This is a genomic window from Kitasatospora sp. NPDC101183 (assembly GCF_044767945.1).
Taxonomy (GTDB): Bacteria; Actinomycetota; Actinomycetes; order Streptomycetales; family Streptomycetaceae; genus Kitasatospora.
The window spans coordinates 125,865-148,063 of record NZ_JBIWOW010000012.1 but is presented as its reverse complement, the minus strand read 5'-3'; the positions used below and the strand labels follow the sequence as shown (position 1 = coordinate 148,063).

19 protein-coding genes and 1 tRNA gene are annotated in these 22,199 nt (G+C 72.9%); 15 read left to right on the top strand and 5 right to left on the bottom strand.

Annotated features, from left to right (window positions below; translation table 11 throughout):
- The first annotated feature begins 2 nt into the window (after positions 1–2).
- A complete protein-coding gene (rdgB, locus tag ACIRRS_RS18730; RefSeq protein ID WP_402971907.1) occupies positions 3–608 on the top strand; it encodes an RdgB/HAM1 family non-canonical purine NTP pyrophosphatase in 606 nt (201 codons plus the stop codon).
- Positions 609–672: 64 nt separating this feature from the next.
- On the opposite strand, the gene ACIRRS_RS18725 is transcribed toward rdgB, so the two are convergent.
- Positions 673–754, bottom strand: a tRNA-Leu gene (locus ACIRRS_RS18725).
- 61 nt (positions 755–815) lie between these two features.
- Positions 816–1,463, bottom strand: a complete 648-nt coding sequence (locus ACIRRS_RS18720; protein ID WP_402971905.1) for an HNH endonuclease signature motif containing protein — start codon at positions 1,461–1,463, stop codon at positions 816–818.
- A gap of 362 nt (positions 1,464–1,825) precedes the next feature.
- On the opposite strand from ACIRRS_RS18720, the gene ACIRRS_RS18715 reads away from it, so the two are divergent.
- Entirely contained in the window at positions 1,826–4,186 is a 2,361-nt protein-coding gene (locus ACIRRS_RS18715; RefSeq protein ID WP_402972080.1) for a chitinase C-terminal domain-containing protein, read from the top strand.
- Positions 4,187–4,303: 117 nt separating this feature from the next.
- Here ACIRRS_RS18715 and bcp read toward each other — a convergent pair whose 3' ends face one another.
- Complete coding sequence (bcp, locus tag ACIRRS_RS18710; protein WP_402971903.1) at positions 4,304–4,780, bottom strand: thioredoxin-dependent thiol peroxidase; 477 nt, start codon at positions 4,778–4,780, stop codon at positions 4,304–4,306.
- Between the two features lie 155 nt (positions 4,781–4,935).
- Here bcp and ACIRRS_RS18705 point away from each other — a divergent pair, with 155 nt between their 5' ends.
- The 3 genes from ACIRRS_RS18705 to ACIRRS_RS18695 all read left to right on the top strand — a co-directional run bounded on the left by ACIRRS_RS18705 (position 4,936) and on the right by ACIRRS_RS18695 (position 7,969).
- Positions 4,936–5,277 (top strand): DUF3618 domain-containing protein, encoded by a 342-nt coding sequence (locus ACIRRS_RS18705; RefSeq protein WP_402971902.1) that lies wholly within the window; start codon positions 4,936–4,938, stop codon positions 5,275–5,277.
- Between the two features lie 189 nt (positions 5,278–5,466).
- The gene (locus ACIRRS_RS18700; protein ID WP_097240225.1) at positions 5,467–5,769 is read left to right on the top strand and encodes a co-chaperone GroES; all 303 of its coding nucleotides are present in this window, start codon (positions 5,467–5,469) and stop codon (positions 5,767–5,769) included.
- Positions 5,770–5,872: 103 nt separating this feature from the next.
- Positions 5,873–7,969, top strand: a complete 2,097-nt coding sequence (locus tag ACIRRS_RS18695) for a tetratricopeptide repeat protein (protein ID WP_402971899.1) — start codon at positions 5,873–5,875, stop codon at positions 7,967–7,969.
- 21 nt (positions 7,970–7,990) lie between these two features.
- Here ACIRRS_RS18695 and ACIRRS_RS18690 read toward each other — a convergent pair whose 3' ends face one another.
- Complete coding sequence (locus ACIRRS_RS18690) at positions 7,991–8,713, bottom strand: SDR family oxidoreductase (protein ID WP_402971897.1); 723 nt, start codon at positions 8,711–8,713, stop codon at positions 7,991–7,993.
- A 122-nt stretch (positions 8,714–8,835) separates the two neighbouring features.
- Between ACIRRS_RS18690 and ACIRRS_RS18685 the strand changes: the two genes are divergently transcribed.
- Together ACIRRS_RS18685 and ACIRRS_RS18680 are read left to right on the top strand one after the other, a co-directional pair.
- Positions 8,836–9,717, top strand: coding sequence for a LysR family transcriptional regulator (locus ACIRRS_RS18685; protein WP_402971895.1), 882 nt, complete (start codon positions 8,836–8,838; stop codon positions 9,715–9,717).
- On the top strand, positions 9,714–10,889 hold the full coding sequence (locus ACIRRS_RS18680; protein WP_402971893.1) for a winged helix DNA-binding domain-containing protein: 1,176 nt from the start codon (positions 9,714–9,716) through the stop codon (positions 10,887–10,889). Before ACIRRS_RS18685 ends, ACIRRS_RS18680 begins: the two co-directional genes overlap by 4 nt.
- Positions 10,890–10,894: 5 nt before the next feature.
- Here the strand turns inward: ACIRRS_RS18680 and ACIRRS_RS18675 are convergent, their stop codons facing one another.
- On the bottom strand, positions 10,895–13,189 hold the full coding sequence (locus ACIRRS_RS18675) for a transglycosylase domain-containing protein (protein ID WP_402971891.1): 2,295 nt from the start codon (positions 13,187–13,189) through the stop codon (positions 10,895–10,897).
- A 248-nt stretch (positions 13,190–13,437) separates the two neighbouring features.
- Between ACIRRS_RS18675 and ACIRRS_RS18670 the strand changes: the two genes are divergently transcribed.
- From ACIRRS_RS18670 to ACIRRS_RS18635, 8 genes are all read left to right on the top strand, one after another.
- On the top strand, positions 13,438–14,235 hold the full coding sequence (locus ACIRRS_RS18670; RefSeq protein WP_402971890.1) for an ABC transporter permease: 798 nt from the start codon (positions 13,438–13,440) through the stop codon (positions 14,233–14,235).
- A gap of 4 nt (positions 14,236–14,239) precedes the next feature.
- On the top strand, positions 14,240–15,073 hold the full coding sequence (locus ACIRRS_RS18665) for an ABC transporter permease (protein WP_402972078.1): 834 nt from the start codon (positions 14,240–14,242) through the stop codon (positions 15,071–15,073).
- A gap of 76 nt (positions 15,074–15,149) precedes the next feature.
- The gene (locus ACIRRS_RS18660; protein ID WP_402971888.1) at positions 15,150–16,109 is read left to right on the top strand and encodes an ATP-binding cassette domain-containing protein; all 960 of its coding nucleotides are present in this window, start codon (positions 15,150–15,152) and stop codon (positions 16,107–16,109) included.
- A 157-nt stretch (positions 16,110–16,266) separates the two neighbouring features.
- Positions 16,267–17,493 carry a glycosyltransferase family 2 protein gene (locus ACIRRS_RS18655; RefSeq protein ID WP_402971886.1) on the top strand — a complete coding sequence of 409 codons (1,227 nt, stop codon included), beginning with the start codon at positions 16,267–16,269 and terminating at the stop codon, positions 17,491–17,493.
- A complete protein-coding gene (locus ACIRRS_RS18650; protein ID WP_402971884.1) occupies positions 17,490–18,803 on the top strand; it encodes a nucleotide sugar dehydrogenase in 1,314 nt (437 codons plus the stop codon). The genes ACIRRS_RS18655 and ACIRRS_RS18650 overlap by 4 nt, the downstream gene beginning before the upstream one ends.
- Before the next feature lie 81 nt (positions 18,804–18,884).
- Positions 18,885–20,180, top strand: coding sequence for a DUF445 domain-containing protein (locus tag ACIRRS_RS18645; protein WP_402971882.1), 1,296 nt, complete (start codon positions 18,885–18,887; stop codon positions 20,178–20,180).
- 152 nt (positions 20,181–20,332) lie between these two features.
- A complete protein-coding gene (locus ACIRRS_RS18640; RefSeq protein WP_402972076.1) occupies positions 20,333–21,385 on the top strand; it encodes an adenosine deaminase in 1,053 nt (350 codons plus the stop codon).
- A gap of 152 nt (positions 21,386–21,537) precedes the next feature.
- Positions 21,538–22,131 (top strand): YlcI/YnfO family protein, encoded by a 594-nt coding sequence (locus ACIRRS_RS18635; RefSeq protein WP_402971880.1) that lies wholly within the window; start codon positions 21,538–21,540, stop codon positions 22,129–22,131.
- Positions 22,132–22,199 lie beyond the last annotated feature (68 nt).

Sequence of the window (22,199 nt, the reverse complement as noted above, 5' to 3'; positions counted from 1 at the left end):
GTATGTCCACCCGATTGATCCTCGCCACCCGTAACCAGCACAAGGTCGCCGAACTCCGCGCCATCCTCGGCGAGGCCGGCCTGGACGTCGAACTCGTCGGCGCCGACGCCTACCCGGAGATCCCGGACGTCCCCGAGACCGGGGTCACCTTCGCCGAGAACGCCCTCCTCAAGGCGCACGCCCTGGCCAAGGCGACCGGCCTGCCCGCCGTCGCCGACGACTCCGGCCTCTGCGTGGACGTGCTCAGCGGCGCGCCCGGCATCTTCTCCGCCCGCTGGTCCGGCAAGCACGGCGACGACCTCGCCAACCTCGACCTGCTGCTCGCCCAGCTCTCCGACATCGCCGAGCCGCACCGCGGCGCCCACTTCTTCTGCGCCGCCGCCCTCGCCCTGCCGGACGGCACCGAGCGCGTCGTCGAGGGCCGCCTCCTCGGCACCCTGCGCACCGCCCCGGCCGGCACCAACGGCTTCGGCTACGACCCGATCCTCCAGCCGCTGGGCGAGACCCGGACCTGCGCGGAGATGACGGCGGAGGAGAAGAACGCCATCAGCCACCGCGGCCAGGCCTTCCGCGCCCTGGCCCCGGTCGTCAAGGACCTCCTGGGCTGAGATGATCAAAGGCCCTGACCGGAACTTGTCCGGTCAGGGCCTTTGATTTCAAGGTGGCATTCGGTGCGGCCGAAGGGATTCGAACCCTCAAGCCCTCACGGGCCAACGGACCTAAACCGTCTGCGTCGCCTCTGCGCCACGGCCGCCTGTCCTGCTGGCCATCATGTTACTGGGCTCGCGGAACGACCGACACCTTCGTTTCGGCGGTCAACTGGTGCTGAGCCGACTGGTCTTCCGCCTGCAGTAGGTCGGAGTCACGGAATGGCAGTTCGGGCAGAGCAGGCGGAGGTTCTCCGGCCGGTTGTCCGACCAGTCGCCGTTGATGTGGTCGACCTCCAGCGTCATCGGTTTGCCGCGCCACTCCGGACCGGTGCCGCAGCTCTCGCACCGTTCGGGGCGGCCGATCGCGGCAAGCGCCCGGCGGATGCGGAAGCCTGGGCGGCGCTTCGCCTCCGCCGGGTCCTTGACCAGGACCTCGGCGGGTACGAGCCGCCGGGGCGACACCTTGCCTCGATTGTGGGCCGCGCCCGTGAAGTGCGAGGTGTCGATGCCGAACTGCTTGATACGTCGTCCGACGTGCGCCTGAGTGCCGCCGGCTTGACGCCGATTGAGGTAGCGGATCACTCCGGCCACGCTGTGAGACGCGGCAACGGCTTCCTGGAGGAGCTCCTCCGTGTAGAACGTTCCGGGCTCCGGGAAGTGCGACGCATCGATGGCGTACGCCTTGATGCGCTGTCGCAGGTAGGAGCGGCTGTACGGGGTGGGCTCGCGGCCGAGTGCGGTGAGCATCTCGTCCAGCGAGGTCGCGGCCGCTGCGGCTTCGGCGAGCAGCTCGCGGGTGTACTTGACCGTCATGGTCAGTCCTTCGTGAGGGCGGATGAAGCCCCCTTCCTCGTGCGGGTAACGATCGACGTGGCGATCGGTTACGGGTGGCGGGGTTTCGGCCAGAAGGTGACCGGTTGTCGTCGGCGGGGTGACCGGGGGGTTTGGGGAACTGATTACTAATTGGTCCAGACCTATTGACCTGTGTGGTTCAGACCACATACCTTCGGCGCCAATTGAATCCCCCACGTGCGTGCTCCCCCACGGGCACGCGCCGACACTCTCTCCTGGAGGACCGAGTGTTGATACGAAGCACTGCGCAGCGGCGTCCCACCGCCGTTGGGCGTAGGGCGGGCGTGTTGTCCCTGGCGGCGGCGAGTGTGGCCGGGCTGGTGATGGCGACGCTGGCGGCGGTGCCCTCGCAGGCGTCGGCGGCCGTCGACAACTCGGCCTGTCGGCCGGACGGCCTGTACCAGACGCCCGGGGTCGACGTCCCCTACTGCTCGGTCTACGACACGAGCGGGCGCGAGCAGATGGGCGCGGACCACCAGCGGCGCATCATCGGCTACTTCACGGGCTGGCGCACCGGCAAGAACGGTGACAAGCCGTACCTGGTGAGCGACATCCCCTGGGACAAGGTCACCCACCTCAACTACGCGTTCGGCCACGTCGGCGGTGACAACAAGCTGTCGGTCGGCACGGACGGCCCGACGAACGAGGCGACCGGGATCTCCTTCCCGGGGGTGCCCGGCGCGGAGCTGGACCCGACGCTGCCGTACAAGGGCCACTTCAACCTGCTGACGAAGTACAAGAAGAAGTACCCGAACGTCAAGACCATGATCTCGGTGGGTGGTTGGACCGAGACCGGCGGGTACTTCGGTGACGACGGCAACCGGGTGAACACCGGCGGGTTCTACTCGATGACCGTCAACCCGGACGGCAGCGTGAACCAGGCGGGCATCGACACCTTCGCCGCGTCCTCGGTGGACTTCATCCGCAAGTACGGCTTCAACGGCGTCGACGTCGACTACGAGTACCCGACCTCGATGAAGGACGCCGGCAACCCGCTGGACTGGCAGCTGGCGAACGGCAAGCGCGGTTCGCTGGCCAAGGGTTACGCGGCGCTGATGAAGACGCTGCGCGAGAGCCTGGACAAGGCCGGTGCGGCGGACGGCAGGCACTACCTGCTGTCGGTGGCGGCCCCGTCCTCCGGGTACCTGCTGCGCGGCATGGAGACCTTCCAGGTGGCGCAGTACCTGGACTACGTGGACATCATGTCCTACGACCTGCACGGCGCCTGGAACAAGTACGTCGGCCCGAACGCCTCGCTGTTCGACGACGGCAAGGACGGCGAGCTCGCGGCCGCGAACGTGTACGGCACCGGGCAGTACGGCGGCATCGGCTACCTGAACGCCGACTGGTCGTACCACTACTTCCGCGGCGCGATGCCGGCCGGCCGGATCAACGTCGGACTGCCGTACTACACGCGCGGGTTCAAGAACGTGCAGGGCGGGACGAACGGCCTCTGGGGCACCGCCTCGGCGACCACCTGCCCGGCCGGGTCGGGGCTGACCGCCTGCGGTGACGGCGCGGTGGGCATCGACAACATCTGGAACGACAAGGACACCGCGGGCAAGGAGTCCCCGGCCGGGTCGAACCCGATGTGGCACGCGAAGAACCTGGAGAAGGGCATCGTGCCCGACTACCTGGCCAAGTACGGCGTGACGGACACGGCGCTGCAGGGCACCTACACCCGCAACTACAGCTCCACGCTGGTGGCGCCGTGGCTGTGGAACGACACCAAGAAGGTGTTCCTCTCCACCGAGGACGAGCAGTCGGTGGGTGCCAAGGCCGACTACATCGTCAACCAGGGCGCCGGCGGCGCGATGATCTGGGAGCTGGCGGGCGACTACAAGTGGGACCCGACGGCCAACGGCGGCCAGGGCGAGTACGTGCCCGGCAGCACGCTGACCTCGCTGATGTACGACAAGTTCAAGTCGGCGTCGTCGTACGGCGCGACGCGCTCGACGATCTCGCTGCCGCAGCAGACCCTGCCGGTGGACGTGTCGTTCACCAACTTCGCGCTGGGCGACTCGAACTACCCGATCAACCCGAAGATCCACATCGTCAACAACTCGACGCTGACGCTGCCGGGCGGCACGGAGTTCCAGTTCGACTACAGCAACTCGGCTCCGGGCAACGCGAAGGACCAGTCCGGCTTCGGCCTCCAGGTGATCCGTCAGGACAACCCGGGCCCGGGCAACGTGGGCGGTCTGAAGGGCACCTACAACCGGGTGTCGGTGAAGCTGCCGGGCTGGCAGTCGCTGGCGCCGGGGGCCTCGGTGGACCTCGACTTCGTCTACTACCTGCCGGTGTCGACGCCGTCCAACTGGACGGTCAACGTGGGCGGGACGCTGTACGGCCTCAAGGGCGACCTGACCCGGGGCGCGGTGGACGGCGGCACGACGCCTCCCACCACTCCGCCGACGACGCCCCCGACCACGCCTCCGACCACTCCGCCCACGACCCCGCCGACGACGCCTCCGACCACTCCGCCCACCACGCCTCCCACGACGCCGCCGACCACGCCGGCCGGCTGCGCGGGTGCGCCGGGCTGGGACGCGGGCACCACGTACGCCTCGCCCACGAAGGTGTCGTGGAAGGGCCACTACTACCAGAACAAGTGGTGGACCAAGGGCGACGACCCCGCGGCCAGCGGCGCGTGGGGCGTCTGGAACGACCTCGGGGCCTGCTGAACGGCTAGCGGTGCGCTGAGGTGAGGAACGGCGGTGGCGGCACACCCGGTCGGGGGGTGGCCGCCACCGCTTTTCGTGCGCCGCAGTTTCGTGCGCCGCTGTTTCGCGCGTCGGCCCTCAGGAGGCCTCGACCTTGAGGTCGCGCAGCAGCTTGGCGACGTGCCCGGTCGCCTTGACGTTGTAGAGGGCGTGCTCGACCTTGCCCTGCTCGTCCACGACGACGGTCGAGCGGATCACGCCGGTCACGGTCTTGCCGTACAGCTTCTTCTCGCCGAAGGCGCCGTACGCCTCCAGCACCTTCTTCTCCGGGTCGGAGACCAGGGTGACCTTCAGGTTCTCGGCCTCGCGGAACGTGCCGAGCTTCTCCGGCTTGTCGGGGGAGACGCCGATGACGTCGTACCCGGCGGCGGCGAGGACGTCGAGGTTGTCGGTGAAGTCGCAGGCCTGCTTGGTGCAGCCGGGGGTGAGCGCGGCGGGGTAGAAGTAGACGATCACCTTGCGGCCGAGGTGGTCGGCCAGGGACACCTGGTTGCCGTCGGCGTCGGGCAGGGTGAAGGCGGGTGCGGTGTCGCCGGACTGGAGACGCTCACTCACGGTCGTACTCTCCTGGGGGTGGACGGGCGGTCGTACCACGGCAAACTTACCTCCGTTGGTGGGTGGGGCCGCGCGGTGCGGCCCGGCGCCTGAGAGACTGGTCCGGTCGCACTGGACGATCAGGACTACATCGGCAAGTGAATGGGGTGGCCCGAGTGGGCGAGGCGAGCACGCAGGACAAGTCGGAGCGGACGGCCGCCCAGATCGAGGCGGACATCGAGCGCACGCGCACCCAGCTGGCCTCGACGCTGGACGAGCTGGCCGTGCGGGTCCACCCGAGCACCATCACCGCCCAGGCGAAGGCCAAGGCGCAGGCCGCGGTCGAGGAGAAGACGGCGAAGGTCTACGTGGCCGCGAGCGGTCTGCTGGAGCAGGTGCGGGCCAACTTCGTCGACGAGAAGGGGCAGCCGCGCAAGGAGCGGATCCTTCCGGTGGCGGCCGTCGGCCTGGGCGTGGTGCTGCTCCTGGCGTCGCGCCGCAGGCGCCGCAAGGGCTGAGTGCGCGAACGCGGAAGGCCGGGCGCTGATGTGCCCGGCCTTCCGCGTGTCGGGGCGGACGCCGGGCCGACGTCACGCTCCGCGCCCGGGGAGGGTACCTTCGGACCCGTGAGTACGTACGACGAACCGACCGTCTCCGAGCACGACCATTCCCGGCACGACCGCCTGGGCGAGAAGCTGCCGATCCGGATGCTGCACGACCGGGTGCTGGTGCGCATCGAGGGTGCCGAGGGCGAGCGCCGCTCGACCGGCGGCATCCTGATCCCGGCGACGGCCGAGCTGTCCAAGCGCTGCACCTGGGCCGAGGCCGTCGCGGTGGGCCAGAGCGTGCGCTCGGTGGAGCCGGGGGACCGGGTGCTGTACGACCCGGAGGACAAGCTGGAGGTCGAGGTGCGCGGCGCGACCTATGTGCTGCTGCGCGAGCGGGACCTGCACGCGGTGGCGGCCACGCGCTTCGGCGACACCGAGGGTTCGACGGGCCTGTACCTGTAGGGCGCCGTTCGACGGGGCTCCACCTGTCGGGCGCCGGGGGCAGCGGGGAGACCCGTCGGCGTGAGAGCCTGCTGGGGATCGCGGGCCGAGTTCGGGGGGACGCATGCGTGGGACGGTTCTTGACGGGCGCTACCGCCTGGACGCCCTTCTGGGGCACGGCGGGATGGGCGCCGTCTGGCGTGCGTACGACCAGCGGTTGGAGCGCCACGTCGCCGTCAAGGTGATCCGGGACGCGGCCGTGGGCGCGGCCTCGGAGCTGGACTCGCGGTTCCGGCGCGAGGCGAGGCTGGCGGCGCAGCTGCTCGGGCACCCGCACATCGTGGCCGTGCTCGACTTCGGGATCCACCGGGGCGTGGGGGAGCCGGCCACGCCGTTCGTGGTCATGGAGCTGATCCGGGGCGGTTCGCTGTCGGAAGTCGCCGCGCGGGAGCCGCGGTTGTCGATCGCTCAGGCCGTCGAGTGGTGCGCGCAGATCTGCGACGCGCTCGCCGCCGCCCACGAGGCCGGGATCGTGCACCGCGACATCAAGCCCGACAACGTGCTGCTGATCGGGCGGTCGTCCGGTGCCGGCCACGGCATGGTCAAGGTCGTGGACTTCGGGATCGCGGCGATGGCCGATCCGGAGCGTACGAGGATCACGCGGGCGGGGGAGGTTCTCGGGTCGCCTCGGTACATGGCGCCGGAGCAGACGACCTCGGAGCGCCTGCCGGACGCGCGGGTGGACCTGTACAGCGTGGGGTGCGTGCTGTACGAACTCCTCACGGGGAAGCCCCCGTTCGAGGCCGACAACGCCCTCGGCCTGCTGTGGGCGCATGCCCACACGGAGCCGGAGCCGCCCGGTCGTCACCGTGAGGGCGTCGGGGCCGAGTTGGAGGCGCTGGTGCTCGGCCTGCTGGCCAAGCAGCCCGGGGACCGGCCCGCCGACGCGGCGACGGTCCGGGACCGGCTGCGGAGTCTCGTCGCCGGGATCGCCCCGGCGCCTCCCGTCGAGGCCGGGGGCGAGGGTGGGGGAAAGACGGAGGCCAAGGCGGAGGGCAGGGTCGACGACAAGGCCGAGCAGCGGGCCGAACTCGCGCGCCTGCACGGGCGGTTGGCCGCCGATCGGGAGCGCGCCCTGGGGGCCGACCACGCCGACACCCTCCGGAGCCGGGAGGACCACGCCCGGAGCGTGGGCGAGACGGGGGAGCACGCGGAGGCGGCGCGCCTGTACACGGCGCTGGCCGTCGACCGTGCGCGCGTCCTGGGGGCGGACCACCTGGACACGCTCAGGAGCCGGGCCAACCAGGCGTTCCACGTCGGTGCGGCGGGGAACCACGCGGAGGCGGCGCGGCTGTACGAGCGGGTCGCCGCCGATCGCGGGCGGGTTCTGGGGCCCGACCACGCGGACGCGTTCCGCAGCCGGAACGACCATGCGTGGAGCCTCGGTGAGTCGGGGGAGCGTGCGGAGGCGGCGCTGCTGTACGAGCAGTTGGCCGCGGACCGTGCGCGGGCCCTGGGGGCCGACCATCCGGACACGCTGGGGAGCCGGTTCCGCCATGCCTGGAACCTCGGCAAGGCGGGGCAGTACGTGCAGGCGGCGCGCCTGCACGAGCAGTTGGCCGCGGACCGTGAGCGTGTCCTGGGGGCCGACCACCTGGACACGCTCGGGAGCCGGCACGACCGGGCGTGGAACCTCGGCGAGTCGGGGGCGTACGCGGAGGCGGCCCGCCTGCACGAGAGGCTGGCCGCCGATCGGGCGCGGGTGCAGGGTCCGGAGCATCCCGAGACGCTCGGGACGCGGTACCGCCACGCGTGGAACCTCGGTGAGTCGGGGGAGCGCGCGGAGGCGGCGCGGCTGTTGGCGCCGCTCGTCGTCGACCGCGACCGGGTCCTGGGGGCCGATCACCTGGACACGCTCCTGACCCGGGCCTGCCACGCGTGGAACGTGGGCAAGGCGGGGCAGTACGCGGAGGCGGCGCGCCTGCACGAGCAGTTGGCGGTGGACCGTGCGCGGGTCCTGGGCGCGGATCACCCCGACACGCTGGTGAGCCGGGCCTGTCAGGCGTGGAACCTCGGCGAGGGGGGACACTCCGCCGAGGCGGCACGGCTGTACGCGCAGGTCGCGGCCGACCGGGAGCGGGTCCTGGGGCCGGACCATCCCGAGACGCTGCGGAGTCGGGAGAACCACGCGGTGTACCTCCGTGCCGCCCTCGGCGGGTGACACTCCCTGGAGCCTCTCGGCTCAGACGAGCAGGCTGCCGCCGTCGACGGTGAGGACGGTGCCGGTGGCGTAGCGCTGGTCCATCAGGTAGGCGTACGCCTCGGCGGCGTCCTCGGGGGTGCCGATGCGGGCGAGGGGGAGGGTCTCGGCGGTGCGGGAGAACAGGGCCTCGCGGTCGGCCTCGGGGACGCCGTCCCAGAGCGGGGTGCGGATCAGCCCGGCGCGTACGGCGTTGACGCGGACGGGGGCGAGTTCGACGGCGAGGGCCCGGACGAGGCCTTCGACGGCGCCGCAGATGCTGGCGGCGACGCCCCAGCCGGTGGGCCCGGGCCGGGGGCCGGCGGTGCCGGAGGTGAGGGTGACGGAGCCGCCGGGGCGCAGGTGCGGGAGGGCGGCGCGGACGGCGTCCAGGGCGCCGAAGTAGCGGATGGTGAAGAACCTCCGGGCGGCGTCGAGGTCGAGGGCGTCGACGGGCATCAGGCTGATGGCGTCGCCCGCCGTGTAGACGAGGTGGTCGAGGGGGCCGAGGCGGTCGAACAGGGCGGCGACCTGGGCGCTGTCGCCGAGGTCGGCGGTGTCGGCGGCGGTGCCGTCGGGGAGGGTGGCGAGGGCGCGTTCGGCGCTCTGGGGGCGGCTGGAGACGACGGTGACGCGGGCGCCGCGGCGGGCGGCGAGGTCGGCGGTGGCGAGGCCCATGCCGGAGGTTCCGCCGAGGACGACGACGTGCTGGTCGGTGAGGGGCATGCGAGGACCTTCCCGGGGTGTTCCAAGTGGATGCCTCGATCCTGCGCCGGGGGTGGTCGGGGCGTCCAAGACCTGTTCGGTCGGCTGTGATACCCCTGGGGTATCAGTGGGAGGTGGTGGCGGTGGCGGACGTCGATCTGCGCAAGCTGCGGTACTTCGTGGCGGTGGCACGGGAGTTGCATTTCGGGCGGGCGGCGGAGGGGCTGCACATCGCGCAGCCGGTGCTGTCGCGTCAGATCCGCGCGCTGGAGGGGGAGTTCGGCGCGCAGCTGTTCCGGCGTGACCGGCGTGCGACGGAACTGACGGACGCGGGGCGGCAGTTGCTGGAGGACGCGCCGCCGCTGCTGGCGGCGGCGGAGGCGTTGCGGCGCCGGGTCTCGCGGTCGGCGGCGCAGGGGCCGAGGTTCGTGGTGGGGTTCATGCCGGGGATCACGGTGACGGCGGCGGTGCGGGCGCTGTCGCTGCGGCATCCGGAGCTGGTGGTGGACGTGGTGCGGACCTCGTGGGTCGACCAGGCGCGGGTGGTGCTGGACGGCCGGGTGGACGTGTCCTTCGTGCGGCTGCCGGTGGACCTGCGGGGCCTGCGGGTGCGGCCACTGTTCGAGGAGCCCCGGGTGGCGGTGCTGCCGGCCGGGCACCGGCTGGCGGGGGCCGGGTCGGTGTCGATGGGGCAGCTGCGCGGAGAGCGGCTGCTGCAGTGCCCGGAGCTGGTGCCGGAGTGGTGCGGGCTGCCGGCGCCCGAGGGGCGGCGGGGGCGGCCGTGGCCCCGGCCGGAGACGGTGGAGGAGAAGCTGGAGTACGTGGCGGCGCGGGAGGGGACGGTGGTGCTGCCGCTGTCGGTGGCGGCGTTCTACACCCGGCCGGACGTGGTGCACGTGCCGATCGCGGGGATCGCGCCGAACCGGGTGGCGCTGGCGTGGGCGGAGGGGCGGGACTCGCCGTTGCCGGAGGAGTTCGCGGAACTGGCGGCGTTGTCGGAGCGGGGCGCTAGGGTCCCGGCATGAGCGAAGCGCTGCCGGTGATCGGTGACGGGGAGCGGCGGGCCCGGATGGGCCGTCGGCTGTTGTTGGAGCCTTCGGCCCGGGTGTCCGGGGTGGAGGCCGTGGCGGACGCGGTGGTGGGGCTGCACGCCACGGACGCGGCGACGGTGTACCTGTCGGCCTGCGCGCGGCTGGCCGAGCCCTCGGCGGCGGAGGTGGACCGGGCGCTGTACGAGGACGTCTCGCTGGTGAAGCTGCTGTCCATGCGGCGGACGATCTTCGCGGTGACGGAGGGCTTCGCCCCGTACGTGAGCTCGGGCGCGGCGCGGGCGATCGCGGTGAAGGAGCGGGCGACGCTGCTCAAGCACCTGCGGGAGCACCTGCCGGAGTGGGACGAGGCGCGGCTGGCGCGGACGGAGCGCGAGGTGCTGGCCGCGCTGGAGGCGCGCGGCGAGGCGACGACGAAGGAACTCGGCGAGGACGTCCCGCAGTTGCGGGAGACGATGCTGATGTCGGCGGGCAAGGCGTACGAGGCGAAGCAGAGCGTCGGCAGCCGTCTGCTGCGGGTGATGGCCTCGGACGGGCACGTGCGGCGGTGCCGTCCGCGCGGGTCCTGGCTGAGCAGCGTCTACCCGTGGGCGCCGGTGCCGCAGTGGCCGGACGTGCCGGTGCGGGAGGCGAAGGCGGAGGTGGTGCGCCGCTGGCTGGCCTCGTACGGGCCGGGGACGGTCGAGGACGTGAAGTGGTGGACGGGCTGGACGCTGGGGGACGTCCGCGGGGCGCTGGCGGACGTGGGCGCGTGCGAGGTGGCGCTGGCGGACGGGACGCCCGCGCTGGTGCTGCCGGGGGACGCGGAGCCGGAGCCGGCGCCCGAGCCGTGGGTGGCGCTGCTGCCGGCCCTGGACCCGGCGGTGATGGGCTGGCGGGGCCGGGACTGGTACCTGCGGCCGGAGGACGTGCCGGCGCTGTTCGACCGGGCGGGCAACGCAGGGCCGACGGTGTGGTGGTGCGGCGAGGTCGTGGGCGCCTGGGCGCAGCGGGCGGACGGTGAGGTGGTGTGGCGGCTGTTCCGGGAGGTGGGGGCGGAGGCGGAGCGGGCGGTCGCGGCGGAGGCGGGGCGGCTGGCGGGCTGGCTGGGCGAGGTGCGGGTGACGCCGCGCTTCCGTACGGCGGCGGAGCGGGAGTTGGTCCGGTAGGGCGGCTACGGCTGCTGCGCGGCCGGTGAGGTGGCCCCGCCGGTGGCCGTGGGCGGGTCGGTGGGCCGGCCCGGGCGGGTCTGGGTGGGGCGGGCGGTGGGGCTGGGCTGTTCCTGGCTGCGGGTGGGGCGGGGGTCCTGCGGGGTGGTGGGGGCGGGCTCGCCGGTGGGTGCGGGGGTGGCGGGCCCGGTGGGGGTGTGCTCGGGGGCCTGGGTGGTGCCCGGCTCGGTGGTGGCGGTGGGGGTGGTGCCGGGGCTGGTGGTGCCGACGGGCCAGTCGGGGGTGGGCTGGTCGCCCTTGCCGGTCTGGAGGTCGAACTGCTGGGTGGGGCTGCCGTCGAGGACGGCGCCCATGTAGGCCGTCCAGATCCTGGTGGGGAAGGCGCCGCCGTTGACGCGGGTGAGGCCGGCCGTCCCGGCCAGGGGCTCCTTGGCGTGGGTCTTGGGGTTCTCGCGGAACAGGCCGACGACGGTGGCGAGTTCGGGGGTGTAGCCGGCGAACCAGGCGGAGAGGTTGGAGTCGGTGGTGCCGGTCTTCCCGGCGGCGGGGCGGCCGAGTTCGAGGGCGGCGGAGCCGGTGCCCCGGGGGCTGACGACGTCGCGCAGGACGTCGGTGACCTTGTCGGCGGTGGGCCGGTCGAGGGCGTCGACGGCCTTGTGGTCGGGCATCTTGGGGACGTCGACGGCGCCGCCGGGGTGGACGCGTTCGAGCTTGAGGACGGACCACGGGGTGTGCGCCTGGCCGTGGTCGGCGAGGGCGGCGTAGACGCCGGCGAGGTCGAGGGCGCTGGGGGTGGCGGTGCCGAGCGTCATGGAGGTGTTGGCGGGGTCGAGGCCGCGGACGCTGTCGGGGATGCCGAGCTTGAGGGCGGTGTCGCGCACCCGGGGGAGGCCGGCGTCGACGCCGAGTTGGGCGTAGACGGAGTTGACGGACTTCACCATGGCGTAGCGCAGGGTGATGTTCCCGTAGTCGACGCCGTCCTCGTTGGGCGGGGCGTACGGGGTGGGGCCGCCGGTGACGGGGCGTTCGCTGGTGCCGTCGTAGCGGCTCTCGGTGGTGATGGGGCGGCCGTCGACGGTGTGCTGGGCGAGGAGGCCGGCGGCGAGGTCGATCGGCTTGAAGGTGGAGCCGATCTGGTTGTCCTGGCGCAGGGCGTCGTTGTAGGGCTGCTTGGCGTAGTTGGGGCCGCCGTAGACGGCGAGGACGCGGCCGGTGGCGGTGTCGACGGAGGCGCCGGCGACGCGGACGTCGGTGTCGGTGGTGGGGCGGTTCACCGGGTCGAGTTCGCCGGTGAGTTCGTCGTGGACGGCTTTGACGAAGGCGTCCTGCCGGGGCTTCTCGAAGGTGGTGGTGATGCGCCAGCCGCCGGCCTTGAGGGTGGGGGCGTCGATGATCCCGGCGGTGACGAGGTAGTCGTCGGCGACGCCCACGAGGTAGCCGGCCTGGCCGGAGAGGCCGGTGGCGGGCTGGGGGTCGATCGGGTCGGGGAAGGTGGTGGCGGCGCGGTCGGCGGTGCTGAGGAAGCCGAGTTGGACCATGCCGTCGAGGGTGTAGTTCCAGCGGGCGAGGGCCTTCTCGCGGTTGGCGGGGGTGGCCGTCCTGACGTCGTAGATGCTGGGGGCCTGGAGGAGGGAGGCGAGGTAGGCGCCCTGGCCGAGGGTGAGCTGGGAGGCGTCGACGCCGTAGTAGGCGCGGGCGGCGCTCTGGACGCCGTAGGCGCCGCGGCCGAAGTAGCTGCTGTTGAGGTATCCGGCGAGGATGTCCTTCTTGTCGCGCTGCTGGTCGACCTTGAGGGCGATGAAGAGCTCGCGGCCCTTGCGCTCGATGGTCTTGTCCTGCGTCAGGTAGTAGTTCTTGACGTACTGCTGGGTGATGGTGGAGCCGCCCTGCATGCCCTTGCCGGTGAGGGTGTTCCAGCCGGCGCGGACCATGCCCTTCAGGTCGATGCCGCGGTTCTGGTAGAAGGTGCGGTCCTCGGCGGAGACGACGGCCTGCTGGGTCTGGAGCGGGATCTGGTCGATGGTGACGTCGGTGCGGTTGACGGCTCCGGTGCGGGCGATCTCGGTGGTGCCGTCGGAGTAGAGGTAGATGTTGTTCTGGGCGGTGGCGTGGGCGTTGGCGTCGGGCACCGGGACGATCACGTAGAGCACGGCGAAGGAGCCGACCGCGAGCAGCAGCAGGGCGGCGAGGGTGCCGAGGGTGAGGCGCCAGGTGGGGAGCAGCCGACGCCAGAAGGGCAGGGCTCGGCGGGCTGCGCGGCGGGCGGCCCGTTTGGCCTGGCGTCGGGTGACGAAGCTCATGCCGCGATTATGTGCTATTTGACGTCACCTCAGGGGCGGGCGGGGCGGCTGATCGGGACGGGGAAAACCGGGTGCGGGCCGGGGTGCCCGGAGGTACGGTGAAAGATGCGAAGTTCATAGCGCAGCCACTTCGACAGCTCCGCCCGCCGCCCCGGGGACCCCCGGGTCGGGCCGGTCGGAGCCGTACCGGCGTGCGCGGATGTCGGCGGGCGCACCCCTGCGCCCTCAAATGTCGATAAGGAGACAATATGCTCTATGCCGCCGTTGCTCGCGGCGCCTTCCGCCGCTACTCCACCTACCGCGCGGCCACCCTGGCCGGCACCTTCACCAACACCGTCTTCGGGGTGATCCTCGCCTCCACCTTCCTCGCCCTCTGGCAGGCCCGCCCGGGCCTCGCGGGCTACGACCAGAGCCAGGCCGTCACGTACATCTGGGTCAGCCAGGCCCTGCTGGTCACCGTCGCCGTCTGGGGCGGCGGCTTCCAGGACGACATCCAGGAGCGCTTCCGCAGCGGGGACATCGCCGTGGACCTCTACCGGCCCGTCGACTTCCAGGGCTGGTGGCTGGCCACCGACCTCGGCCGGGCCGCCTTCCAGGCGCTGGTGCGCGGCACCGTGCCGCTGCTGTTCGGCGCGCTGGTGTTCCGCGTCCGGATGCCCGAACACCCGCTGACCTGGCTGGTCTTCCTGCTCTCCGTGCTGCTCGCGCTGCTCGTCAGCTTCGGCATCCGGTTCCTGGTCTCGCTCACCGGCTTCTGGCTGCACGACTCGGAGGGCATCCGCTCGGTCATGCTGGTGACCTCGATGTTCTTCTCCGGGATGCTGCTGCCGATCGCCCTCTTCCCCGGCTGGCTGGGCACGATCGGCCAGGCGCTGCCCTGGGCCTCGCTCATCAAGGTGCCCACCGACGTCTTCCTGGAGCGCTCCACCGGCCTCGCGCTGGTCGGGGCGCTGGGCTTCCAACTCGGCTGGGCCGCCGTGCTGCTGGCCGCCGGCCGGGGCGCGCAGTGGCTCGCCACCCGCAAGGTGGTGGTGCAGGGTGGCTGAGCAAATGGTCCTGCGGGAGGGCCTGGCCGCCCGTACGTCCTGGGCCGTCCGCTCCTGGTGGCTCTGCGCCCGGATGTGGATGCGCGCGATGGCCTCGTACCGGGCCTCCTTCGTGCTGAGCACGATCACCGGCGTCGTCGCCCAGACGCTCGACTTCCTCGTGGTCGTCATCATGTTCCAGCACACCGACACCCTCGGCGGCTGGCGCCTGCCCGAGATCGCCTTCCTCTACGGCACCGCCACCTTCTGCCTCGGCGTCGCCAACCTGCTCGTCGGCTCGGCGGACGCCCTCGGCCAGCGGATCGTCACCGGGACGCTGGACGGCATGCTGGTGCGGCCCGCGCCCGCGCTCTCCCAGCTGTGCGCCGAACGCTTCTCGCTGCGCCGCCTCGGCCGCCCGCTGCAGGCCGCCGCGGTGCTCGTCTGGTCGCTGACCGCCCTGGACGTGCACTGGACCTGGGACAGGGTGCTGCTGGTGCCCGGCATGCTGGTCTGCGGCAGCGTCATCTTCGGCGCGATCTTCGTCGGCGGCGCCACCGTGCAGTTCTGGTGGGGCGAGTCCAAGGAGATCCAGAACTCCTTCACCTACGGCGGCGCGACCCTGCTGCACTACCCGCCGACCGTCTTCGCCAAGGAACTCGTCGCCGGGGTCGTCTTCGGCGTCCCGCTGGCCTTCGTCAACTGGCTGCCCAGCCTGCGCGTCCTCGACCGGCCGGACCCGCTGGGCCTGCCCTCGGCCCTCCAGTACGCCTCGCCGGTGGCCGCCGCGCTGTGCGTCGCCGCCGCGGGGCTCGCCTGGCGGGCGGGGCTGCGGGCGTACCGCGGCACCGGCAGCTGAACCGGCCGTTGAACCGGCTGTCGAGCCGGCTGTTGAACCGGCCGTTGAATCACCGTCTCCCGTAAGGACTTTCACCGTGGCACTGATCGAACTCCAGGACGTCCACCGCACCTTCACCGTGCGCGCCCGCGCCGGCCGGTTCAGCCGCACCAAGCGCGAGGTGCGCGCCGTGGACGGGCTCAGCTTCACCGTCGAGGCCGGCGAGTGCGTCGGCTACATCGGGCCCAACGGCGCCGGCAAGTCCACCACCATCAAGATGCTCACCGGCATCCTCGTCCCCAGCAGCGGCCGGCTGCGCGTCGCCGGGGTCGACCCGGCCCGCGAACGCGTCGCGCTGGCCCGCAGGATCGGCGTGGTCTTCGGCCAGCGGACGACTTTGTGGTGGGACCTCCCGCTGCGCGACTCCTTCGAACTCGCCCGACGCATCTACCGCGTACCGGAGGGGCGATATCGCGAGAACCTCGACCGCTGCGTCGAACTGCTGGACCTCGGCGGCCTGTTGGACACCCCGGTGCGGCAGCTCTCGCTCGGCCAGCGGATGCGCGGCGACCTCGCGGCCGCCCTGCTGCACGACCCGCAGGTGCTCTACCTGGACGAGCCGACCATCGGGCTCGACGTGATCAGCAAGGGCAGGGTCCGCGAGTTCCTGCGCGAGGTCAACCGCGAGCGCGGCACCACCGTGCTGCTCACCACCCACGACCTCACCGACATCGAGCAGCTCTGCGACCGGGTGATGGTCATCGACCACGGCCGGGTCGTCCACGACGGCGGGCTCGACGGGCTGCACGCCACCGGCCTCAGCGAGCGCACCCTGGTCGTCGACCTCGCCGAGGCCCGGCCCGCGATCGAGGTGCCCGGGGCGCGGGTGGTCAAGGTGGACGGGCCGCGCCAGTGGCTGGCCTTCCCCGCGCAGGAGAGCGCGGCGCCGATCGTCGCCTCCGTCGCCGACCGGTACCCGCTGGTGGACCTGTCGGTGCGCGAGCCGGCGATCGAGGACGTGATCGCGCGGATGTACGCGGAGGTCGCGATCGGGTGAGCGGGCGCGCCGCTGCTGCTCCGGCGCTCGGCCGCCCAGGAGCAGCGGCGGCGCGGCGTCCTGTTCACCGATACGGGTGACGGACGTGACCCTCCGCGGGCGTGTCGAGTTGACCATGCGTCACTCGCCAGCACCAGCACCGGAGGCCCGCCGCCCGATGACCGTACCCGACGTGACCGTGGTGGTCGCGGTCTACAACACCCTGCCCTACCTCACCGCCTGCCTGGACTCCCTGGTGGGGCAGACCCTGGCGCCGGGGCGGATGGAGGTGGTGGCCGTCGACGACGGCTCCACGGACGGCGGCGGCGAGCTGCTGGACGCGTACGCCGACCGCCACCCCGGGCTGTTCCGGGTGGTGCACCAGCCCAACTCCGGCGGCCCGGCGGCGCCCACCAACCGGGCCCTGGACCTCGCCCGGGGCCGCTACGTGCTCTTCCTCGGCGCGGACGACTGGCTCGGCGAGGAGGCCCTCGAACGCCTGGTGGCCGCCGCCGACGCCTGGGGCTCGGACGTCGTCGTGCCCAAGCAGGTCGGGGTGAACGGCCGGCTGGTGCCGCAGGGCATCTTCCACGCCGACGCCGAGTCCGTCCGCTTCGAGGACTCCGCCCTGGCCTGGGCGCTGGCCGACACCAAGCTGTTCCGGCTGGAGCCGCTCCGCCGCCACGGGCTGCGCAGGGACGAGTCGTTGAAGGTCTTCTCCGACCAGCCGTTCACCCTGGCGGCCTGCCTGCGGGCCCGGAAGGTCTCCGTCCTCGCCTCGTACGACTGCTACCACCTGGTGCTGCGCGAGGACCGGGGCAACGTCACCGAGCGGGCCGGGGTGCTCGACCGGCTGCGCGGGATCGCCGCGCTCCAGCAGGTGGCCGCCGAACTCGCCGGGCCCGGCGAGGCGTTGGACGCGATCCGGGCCCGGAGCTTCTCCTGGGACGTCCCCCGGCTGCTCTCGGACGGCTTCCTGCTGCTGGACGCCGGGACGCAGCGGCGGGTCTGCGCGGAGGCCGCCCGGCTCGTCGAGCGCTTCGGCGCCCGCGAGGTGTACGGGCGGCTGCCCGTCGAGGCGCGGCTGCGGCTCGAACTCGCCGCCGCCGGACGGCCGGAGGCGCTGCGCGACCAGATCCGGTACGAGGCCGCGCACGGCGCCCCGCCGGTCGTGGTGGAGGAGCGGCGGCACTACGCGGCCTACCCGGCGTTCCGCGGGGCCGGGCTCGCTCTGGCGGACGAGCTGTTCCTGCTGCGCGAGGAGGAGGCCACCGTGGCCGTGCCGCCGCTCAACCTCGCCCAGCAACTGTGGCGGGGCCTCGTCCCCGAGCAGGTGCGGCGGGGGCTGCGGCGCCATCCGGTGTGGCGGCGGCTGGCGGACTCGGTGAGCGGGGGACGGGCATGAGCATCGACCGTTTCGACATCTGCGTGGTCGGGCTGGGCAAGCTCGGCCTGCCGCTGGCCGTCCGGTTCGCCCTGAGCGGCCACCGGGTCACCGGGGCGGACATCGCCCCCGGGGTGGTGCGCAGCGTCAACCTCGGGGTGCCGCCGTTCCCCCGGGAGGAGGGTTTGGACGAGGCGCTGAAGGAGATGGTCGCCGAGGGCCGGCTGCGGGCCACCACCGACACCACGGCCGCCGTCTCCACCGCCGACGCGGTGGTGCTGGTCGTCCCGCTGGTCACCGCGCCGGACGGCACCCCCGACTTCTCGCTCCTCGACGCCGCGACGGACGCGGTGGCCGCCGGGCTGCGCCGGGGCGCCCTGGTCAGCTACGAGACCACCCTGCCGGTCGGCACCACCCGGCAGCGCTGGGCGCCCCGGCTGGAGGCCGGCTCGGGGCTCGCGCCCGGCGCCGACTTCGCCCTGGTGTTCAGCCCCGAACGGGTGCGCACCGGGCGGGTCTTCGCCGACCTGCGGCGCTACCCGAAGCTGGTCGGCGGCCTGGACGAGGCCTCGACCCGCCGGGGCGAGGAGTTCTACCGGGCCGTGCTCGACTTCGACCCCCGGCCCGACCTGCGCCGGCCCAACGGGGTCTGGGCGCTGGCCTCGGTGGAGGCCGCCGAGTTCGCCAAGCTCGCCGAGACGACGTACCGGGACGTGAACATCGCGCTCGCCAACCAGTTCGCCCGCTTCGCGGACCGGGCCGGCGTGGACTTCGCGGAGGTCGCCGACGCCTGCAACTCGCAGCCGTACAGCCACCTGCACCGGCCGGGCGTGGCCGTCGGCGGGCACTGCATCCCGGTCTACCCGCGGCTGTACCTGTGGAACGACCCGGGGGCGACGGTGGTGCGCGCGGCCCGGGAGGCCAACCTGGAGATGCCCGGGTACGCGGCCGGGCTGCTGGCCGGGGCCGTGCCCGGGGGCCTGGCCGGGCGGGGGGTGCTGGTGCTCGGGGCCTCGTACCGGGGCGGGGTGAAGGAGACGGCGTACTCCGGGGTGTTCCCGCTGGTCGAGGCGCTGCGGGCGGCGGGGGCGCGGCCGTACGTCGCCGATCCGCTGTACGGGGCCGAGGAACTGGCGGCGCTCGGGCTGCCCCCGTACGGCGGGGAGCCGGTGGTGGCGGCGGTGCTGCAGGCGGACCACCCGGAGTACCGGGAGCTGGCGCCGGGGGACCTGCCGGGCGTGCGGGTGCTGCTGGACGGGCGGCGGTGCACCGACCCGGGGCGCTGGGAGGGCGTGCCGGGGGTGCGGAGGATGGTGCTGGGAGGGGCGTGAATCCCGGTGCGCCTTTCGGGCGAGGGCGCGTGATCGCGAGGCGCGCCCCCGTCCGCGCCGGGCAACGGGCAGACTGGCGGGGTGAGTGACGAAGCCATCAGCGGGACCGGCCCCGGGGTCAGGTTCACCGCGGCCGACGAGGAGAAGCGACGCGGCGTCCGCCGGATGAAGACCATCGCGACCGGCCTGCTGGCCTTCGCGACCCTGGTCTTCGCCCTCGCGACCTGGGCCAAGGCGGCGGGCGCCGGCGCCTGGGCCGGGTACGTGGCGGCCGCGGCCGAGGCGGGCATGGTCGGCGCGCTGGCCGACTGGTTCGCGGTGACGGCCCTGTTCCGCCGCCCCTTCGGCCTGCCGATCCCGCACACCGCGATCATCCCGACCAAGAAGGACGCCTTCGGGCGCTCGCTCGGCGACTTCGTCGGCGAGAACTTCCTCTCCGGCCACGTGGTGCGCGGCCGGCTCGCCTCGCTCGGCATCGGCCGGCGGCTGGGGGAGTGGCTGGCGGCGCCGGGCAGCGCCGAGAGGGTCACCAAGGAGGGCTCGGCGGCGCTGCGCGGGGTCCTCGCCGTGCTGCGCGACGACGACGTGCAGGCCGTCGTGGCCGAGGCGGTGACCAGGCGGGCCTCCGCGACCTCGGTGGCCGAGCCGATGGGCCGGATGCTCGGCAAGGTCGTCGCCGACGGCGGGCACCACGGGGTGGTCGACCTCGTCGCCGTGCGCGCCCACGACTGGCTGACGGCCAACCACGAGGACGTCGTCCGCAAGGTCACGCAGAAGACCCCCGGCTGGACGCCCAAGTTCCTGGACCAGCAGGTCGGCGAGCGGGTCTACCGCGAACTGCTGCGCTTCGTCACCGACATCCGCGACGACCCGGAGCACCCGGCGCGCGGCGCGGTCGACAACTTCCTCGCCGACTTCGCCACCGAGCTGCAGACCGACCCGGAGACCATCGCCCGGGTCGAGCGGGCCAAGGCCGACCTGCTCGCCCGGCCCGAGGTGCGGGACCTGATCGCCTCCACCTGGACGGCCGTGCGGACGCTGGTGATGAACGCGGCCGAGGACGAGGACAGCGAACTGCGCCGGCGCATCCGCGAGGGCGTGCGCGGCTTCGGCGGGCGCCTGGCCACCGACGCCAAGCTCCAGGCCAAGGTGGACGGCTGGCTGCAGGACGCCGCGCAGTACCTCGTCGACACCTACCGCGCCGAGATCACCTCGCTGATCTCCGAGACCGTCGCGGGCTGGGACGCCGACGACGCCTCCCGCAAGATCGAGGCCAACGTCGGCCGCGACCTGCAGTTCATCCGGATCAACGGCACGGTGGTCGGAGCCCTGGCCGGGCTGCTGATCCACACCGCGGCCGTGGCGCTGGGCGGTTGAGCGTAGTCTGGCGACGCGACGCGCCCGAACGCGCGTAGAAGCGTCGAAGCGCGGAACACGTGCGCAAGCGCGGAAGAACCGAAGAGCCGAAGAACCGAAGAACCGAAGAAGGAACGAAGGGAACCACCGTGGTCCAGCCGGACGGAAGTCGGATCGGAAACCCCAGCGGAGGCACCACCGCGGGCGGCATCGAGGCGTTCATCGCCGGGATGCCGAAGGCGGAGCTGCACGTCCACCACGTCGGCTCGGCCTCGCCGCGTGTGGTCGCCGACCTCGCGGCCCGCCACCGGGGCGCCACCGAGGTGCCGACCGACCCGGCGGCGCTCGCCGAGTACTTCAGCTTCACCGACTTCCGGCACTTCATCGACGTGTACCTGAGCGTCGTCGACCTCGTCCGCGACGCGGAGGACGTCCGCTCGCTGACCTACGGCGTCGCCGAGGACATGGCCCGCCAGAACATCCGGTACGCCGAGCTGACCATCACCCCGTACTCCTCGGTCAAGCGGGGCATCCCCGAGGTCGCCTTCATGGAGGCCATCGAGGACGTGCGGCTGCGCGCCGAGAAGGACCTCGGCCTGGTGCTGCGCTGGTGCTTCGACATCCCGGGCGAGTCCGGGCTGGAGTCGGCCGAGATCACCGCCCGCCTGGCCACCGAGCTGGCCCCGGAGGGCCTGGTCAGCTTCGGCCTCGGCGGGCCGGAGATCGGCGTGCCGCGGCCGCAGTTCAAGCCGTACTTCGACCGGGCGCGCGCGGCCGGCCTGCACTCCGTCCCGCACGCCGGCGAGGCCACCGGGCCGCAGACCGTCTGGGACGCGATCCGGGAGCTGGGTGCCGAGCGCATCGGGCACGGCACCCAGTCGGTGAAGGACCCGGCGCTGGTCGACTACCTGGGCGAGCACCGGATCCCGTTGGAGGTCTGCCCGACCTCCAACATCGCCACCCGGGTGGTGGAGCGGATGGAGGAGCACCCGATCCGGCAGATGGTGGACGCCGGGCTGCTGGTCACGATCAACAGCGACGACCCGCCGATGTTCGGCACCGACCTCAACACGGAGTACGCCGTCGCGGCGCGGCTGCTCGACCTGGACGAGGCCGGGGTGTCGGCGCTGGCGCGCAACGCCGTCGAGGCCTCGTTCCTGGACGCGCCGGGCAAGGCGAAGCTGGTCGCGGAGATCGACGCCCACCTGGCGGGCTGGCAGCGCTGAGGCGTTTCCCCTGGTGAACCGCCCCGTCGGCCTCGGCCGGCGGGGCGGTTTCCGTTCGCCCGGAGCCGCCGTGGCGCCGAGTGGTACTGCGTGGTGCCAGAGTGGTGCCATAAATGCTGGACACGGTGCCACGTGCGTGCCATGCTTGAGCCATGGACCTCACGCCGTACGTCGAAAACCTCCGGAACGAGCTCGCGGTGGCCGCCGCCGCAGGCGGGGACGAAGCCCGCGCGCTGGCCGACCGGCTGACTCTCCCGCTGGAGTCGGCCGCACGGCTCACGCTGCTCAACGCGCTCTCCGCCGCCATGGGCGAGGTCACCCGCGACCTCGCCCCCGGCTCGGTGGACGTGCGCCTGCGTGGGACGGACCCGGAGTTCGTCGTGACGCCGCCACCCGGCGCCGAGGGCTTCCGGAGCTTCCACGGCGAGGGGTCGCCCGTGGTGCCGCCCGTGGTGCCGCCGGTGGCCGACGCGGTGCCATCCGCGCCGCCGGTGGTGCCACCGGCGGCACCGGAGTCCGATGAGACGGGCACCGCCCGGATCAACCTGCGCCTGCCCGCGGGCCTCAAGGCCCGGGCCGAGGAGGCGGCCACCCAGGAGGGGCTCTCCCTCAACGCCTGGCTGGTCCGCGCCGTCGCCGGTGCGCTGGACGGCGGCCGGCCGGCCGCCCGCCCGGCCTCCGCCCTCGGCACCGTCCGGACGCCGCCCAACCTCGGCGGGCAGGCCTTCACCGGCTGGGTCCAGTAGAGCCTCCGCAGCACCCCACCATCCGCCCCTTCGACGTCACCCCCGCTCCGACCGGCGGGAACAGCCAC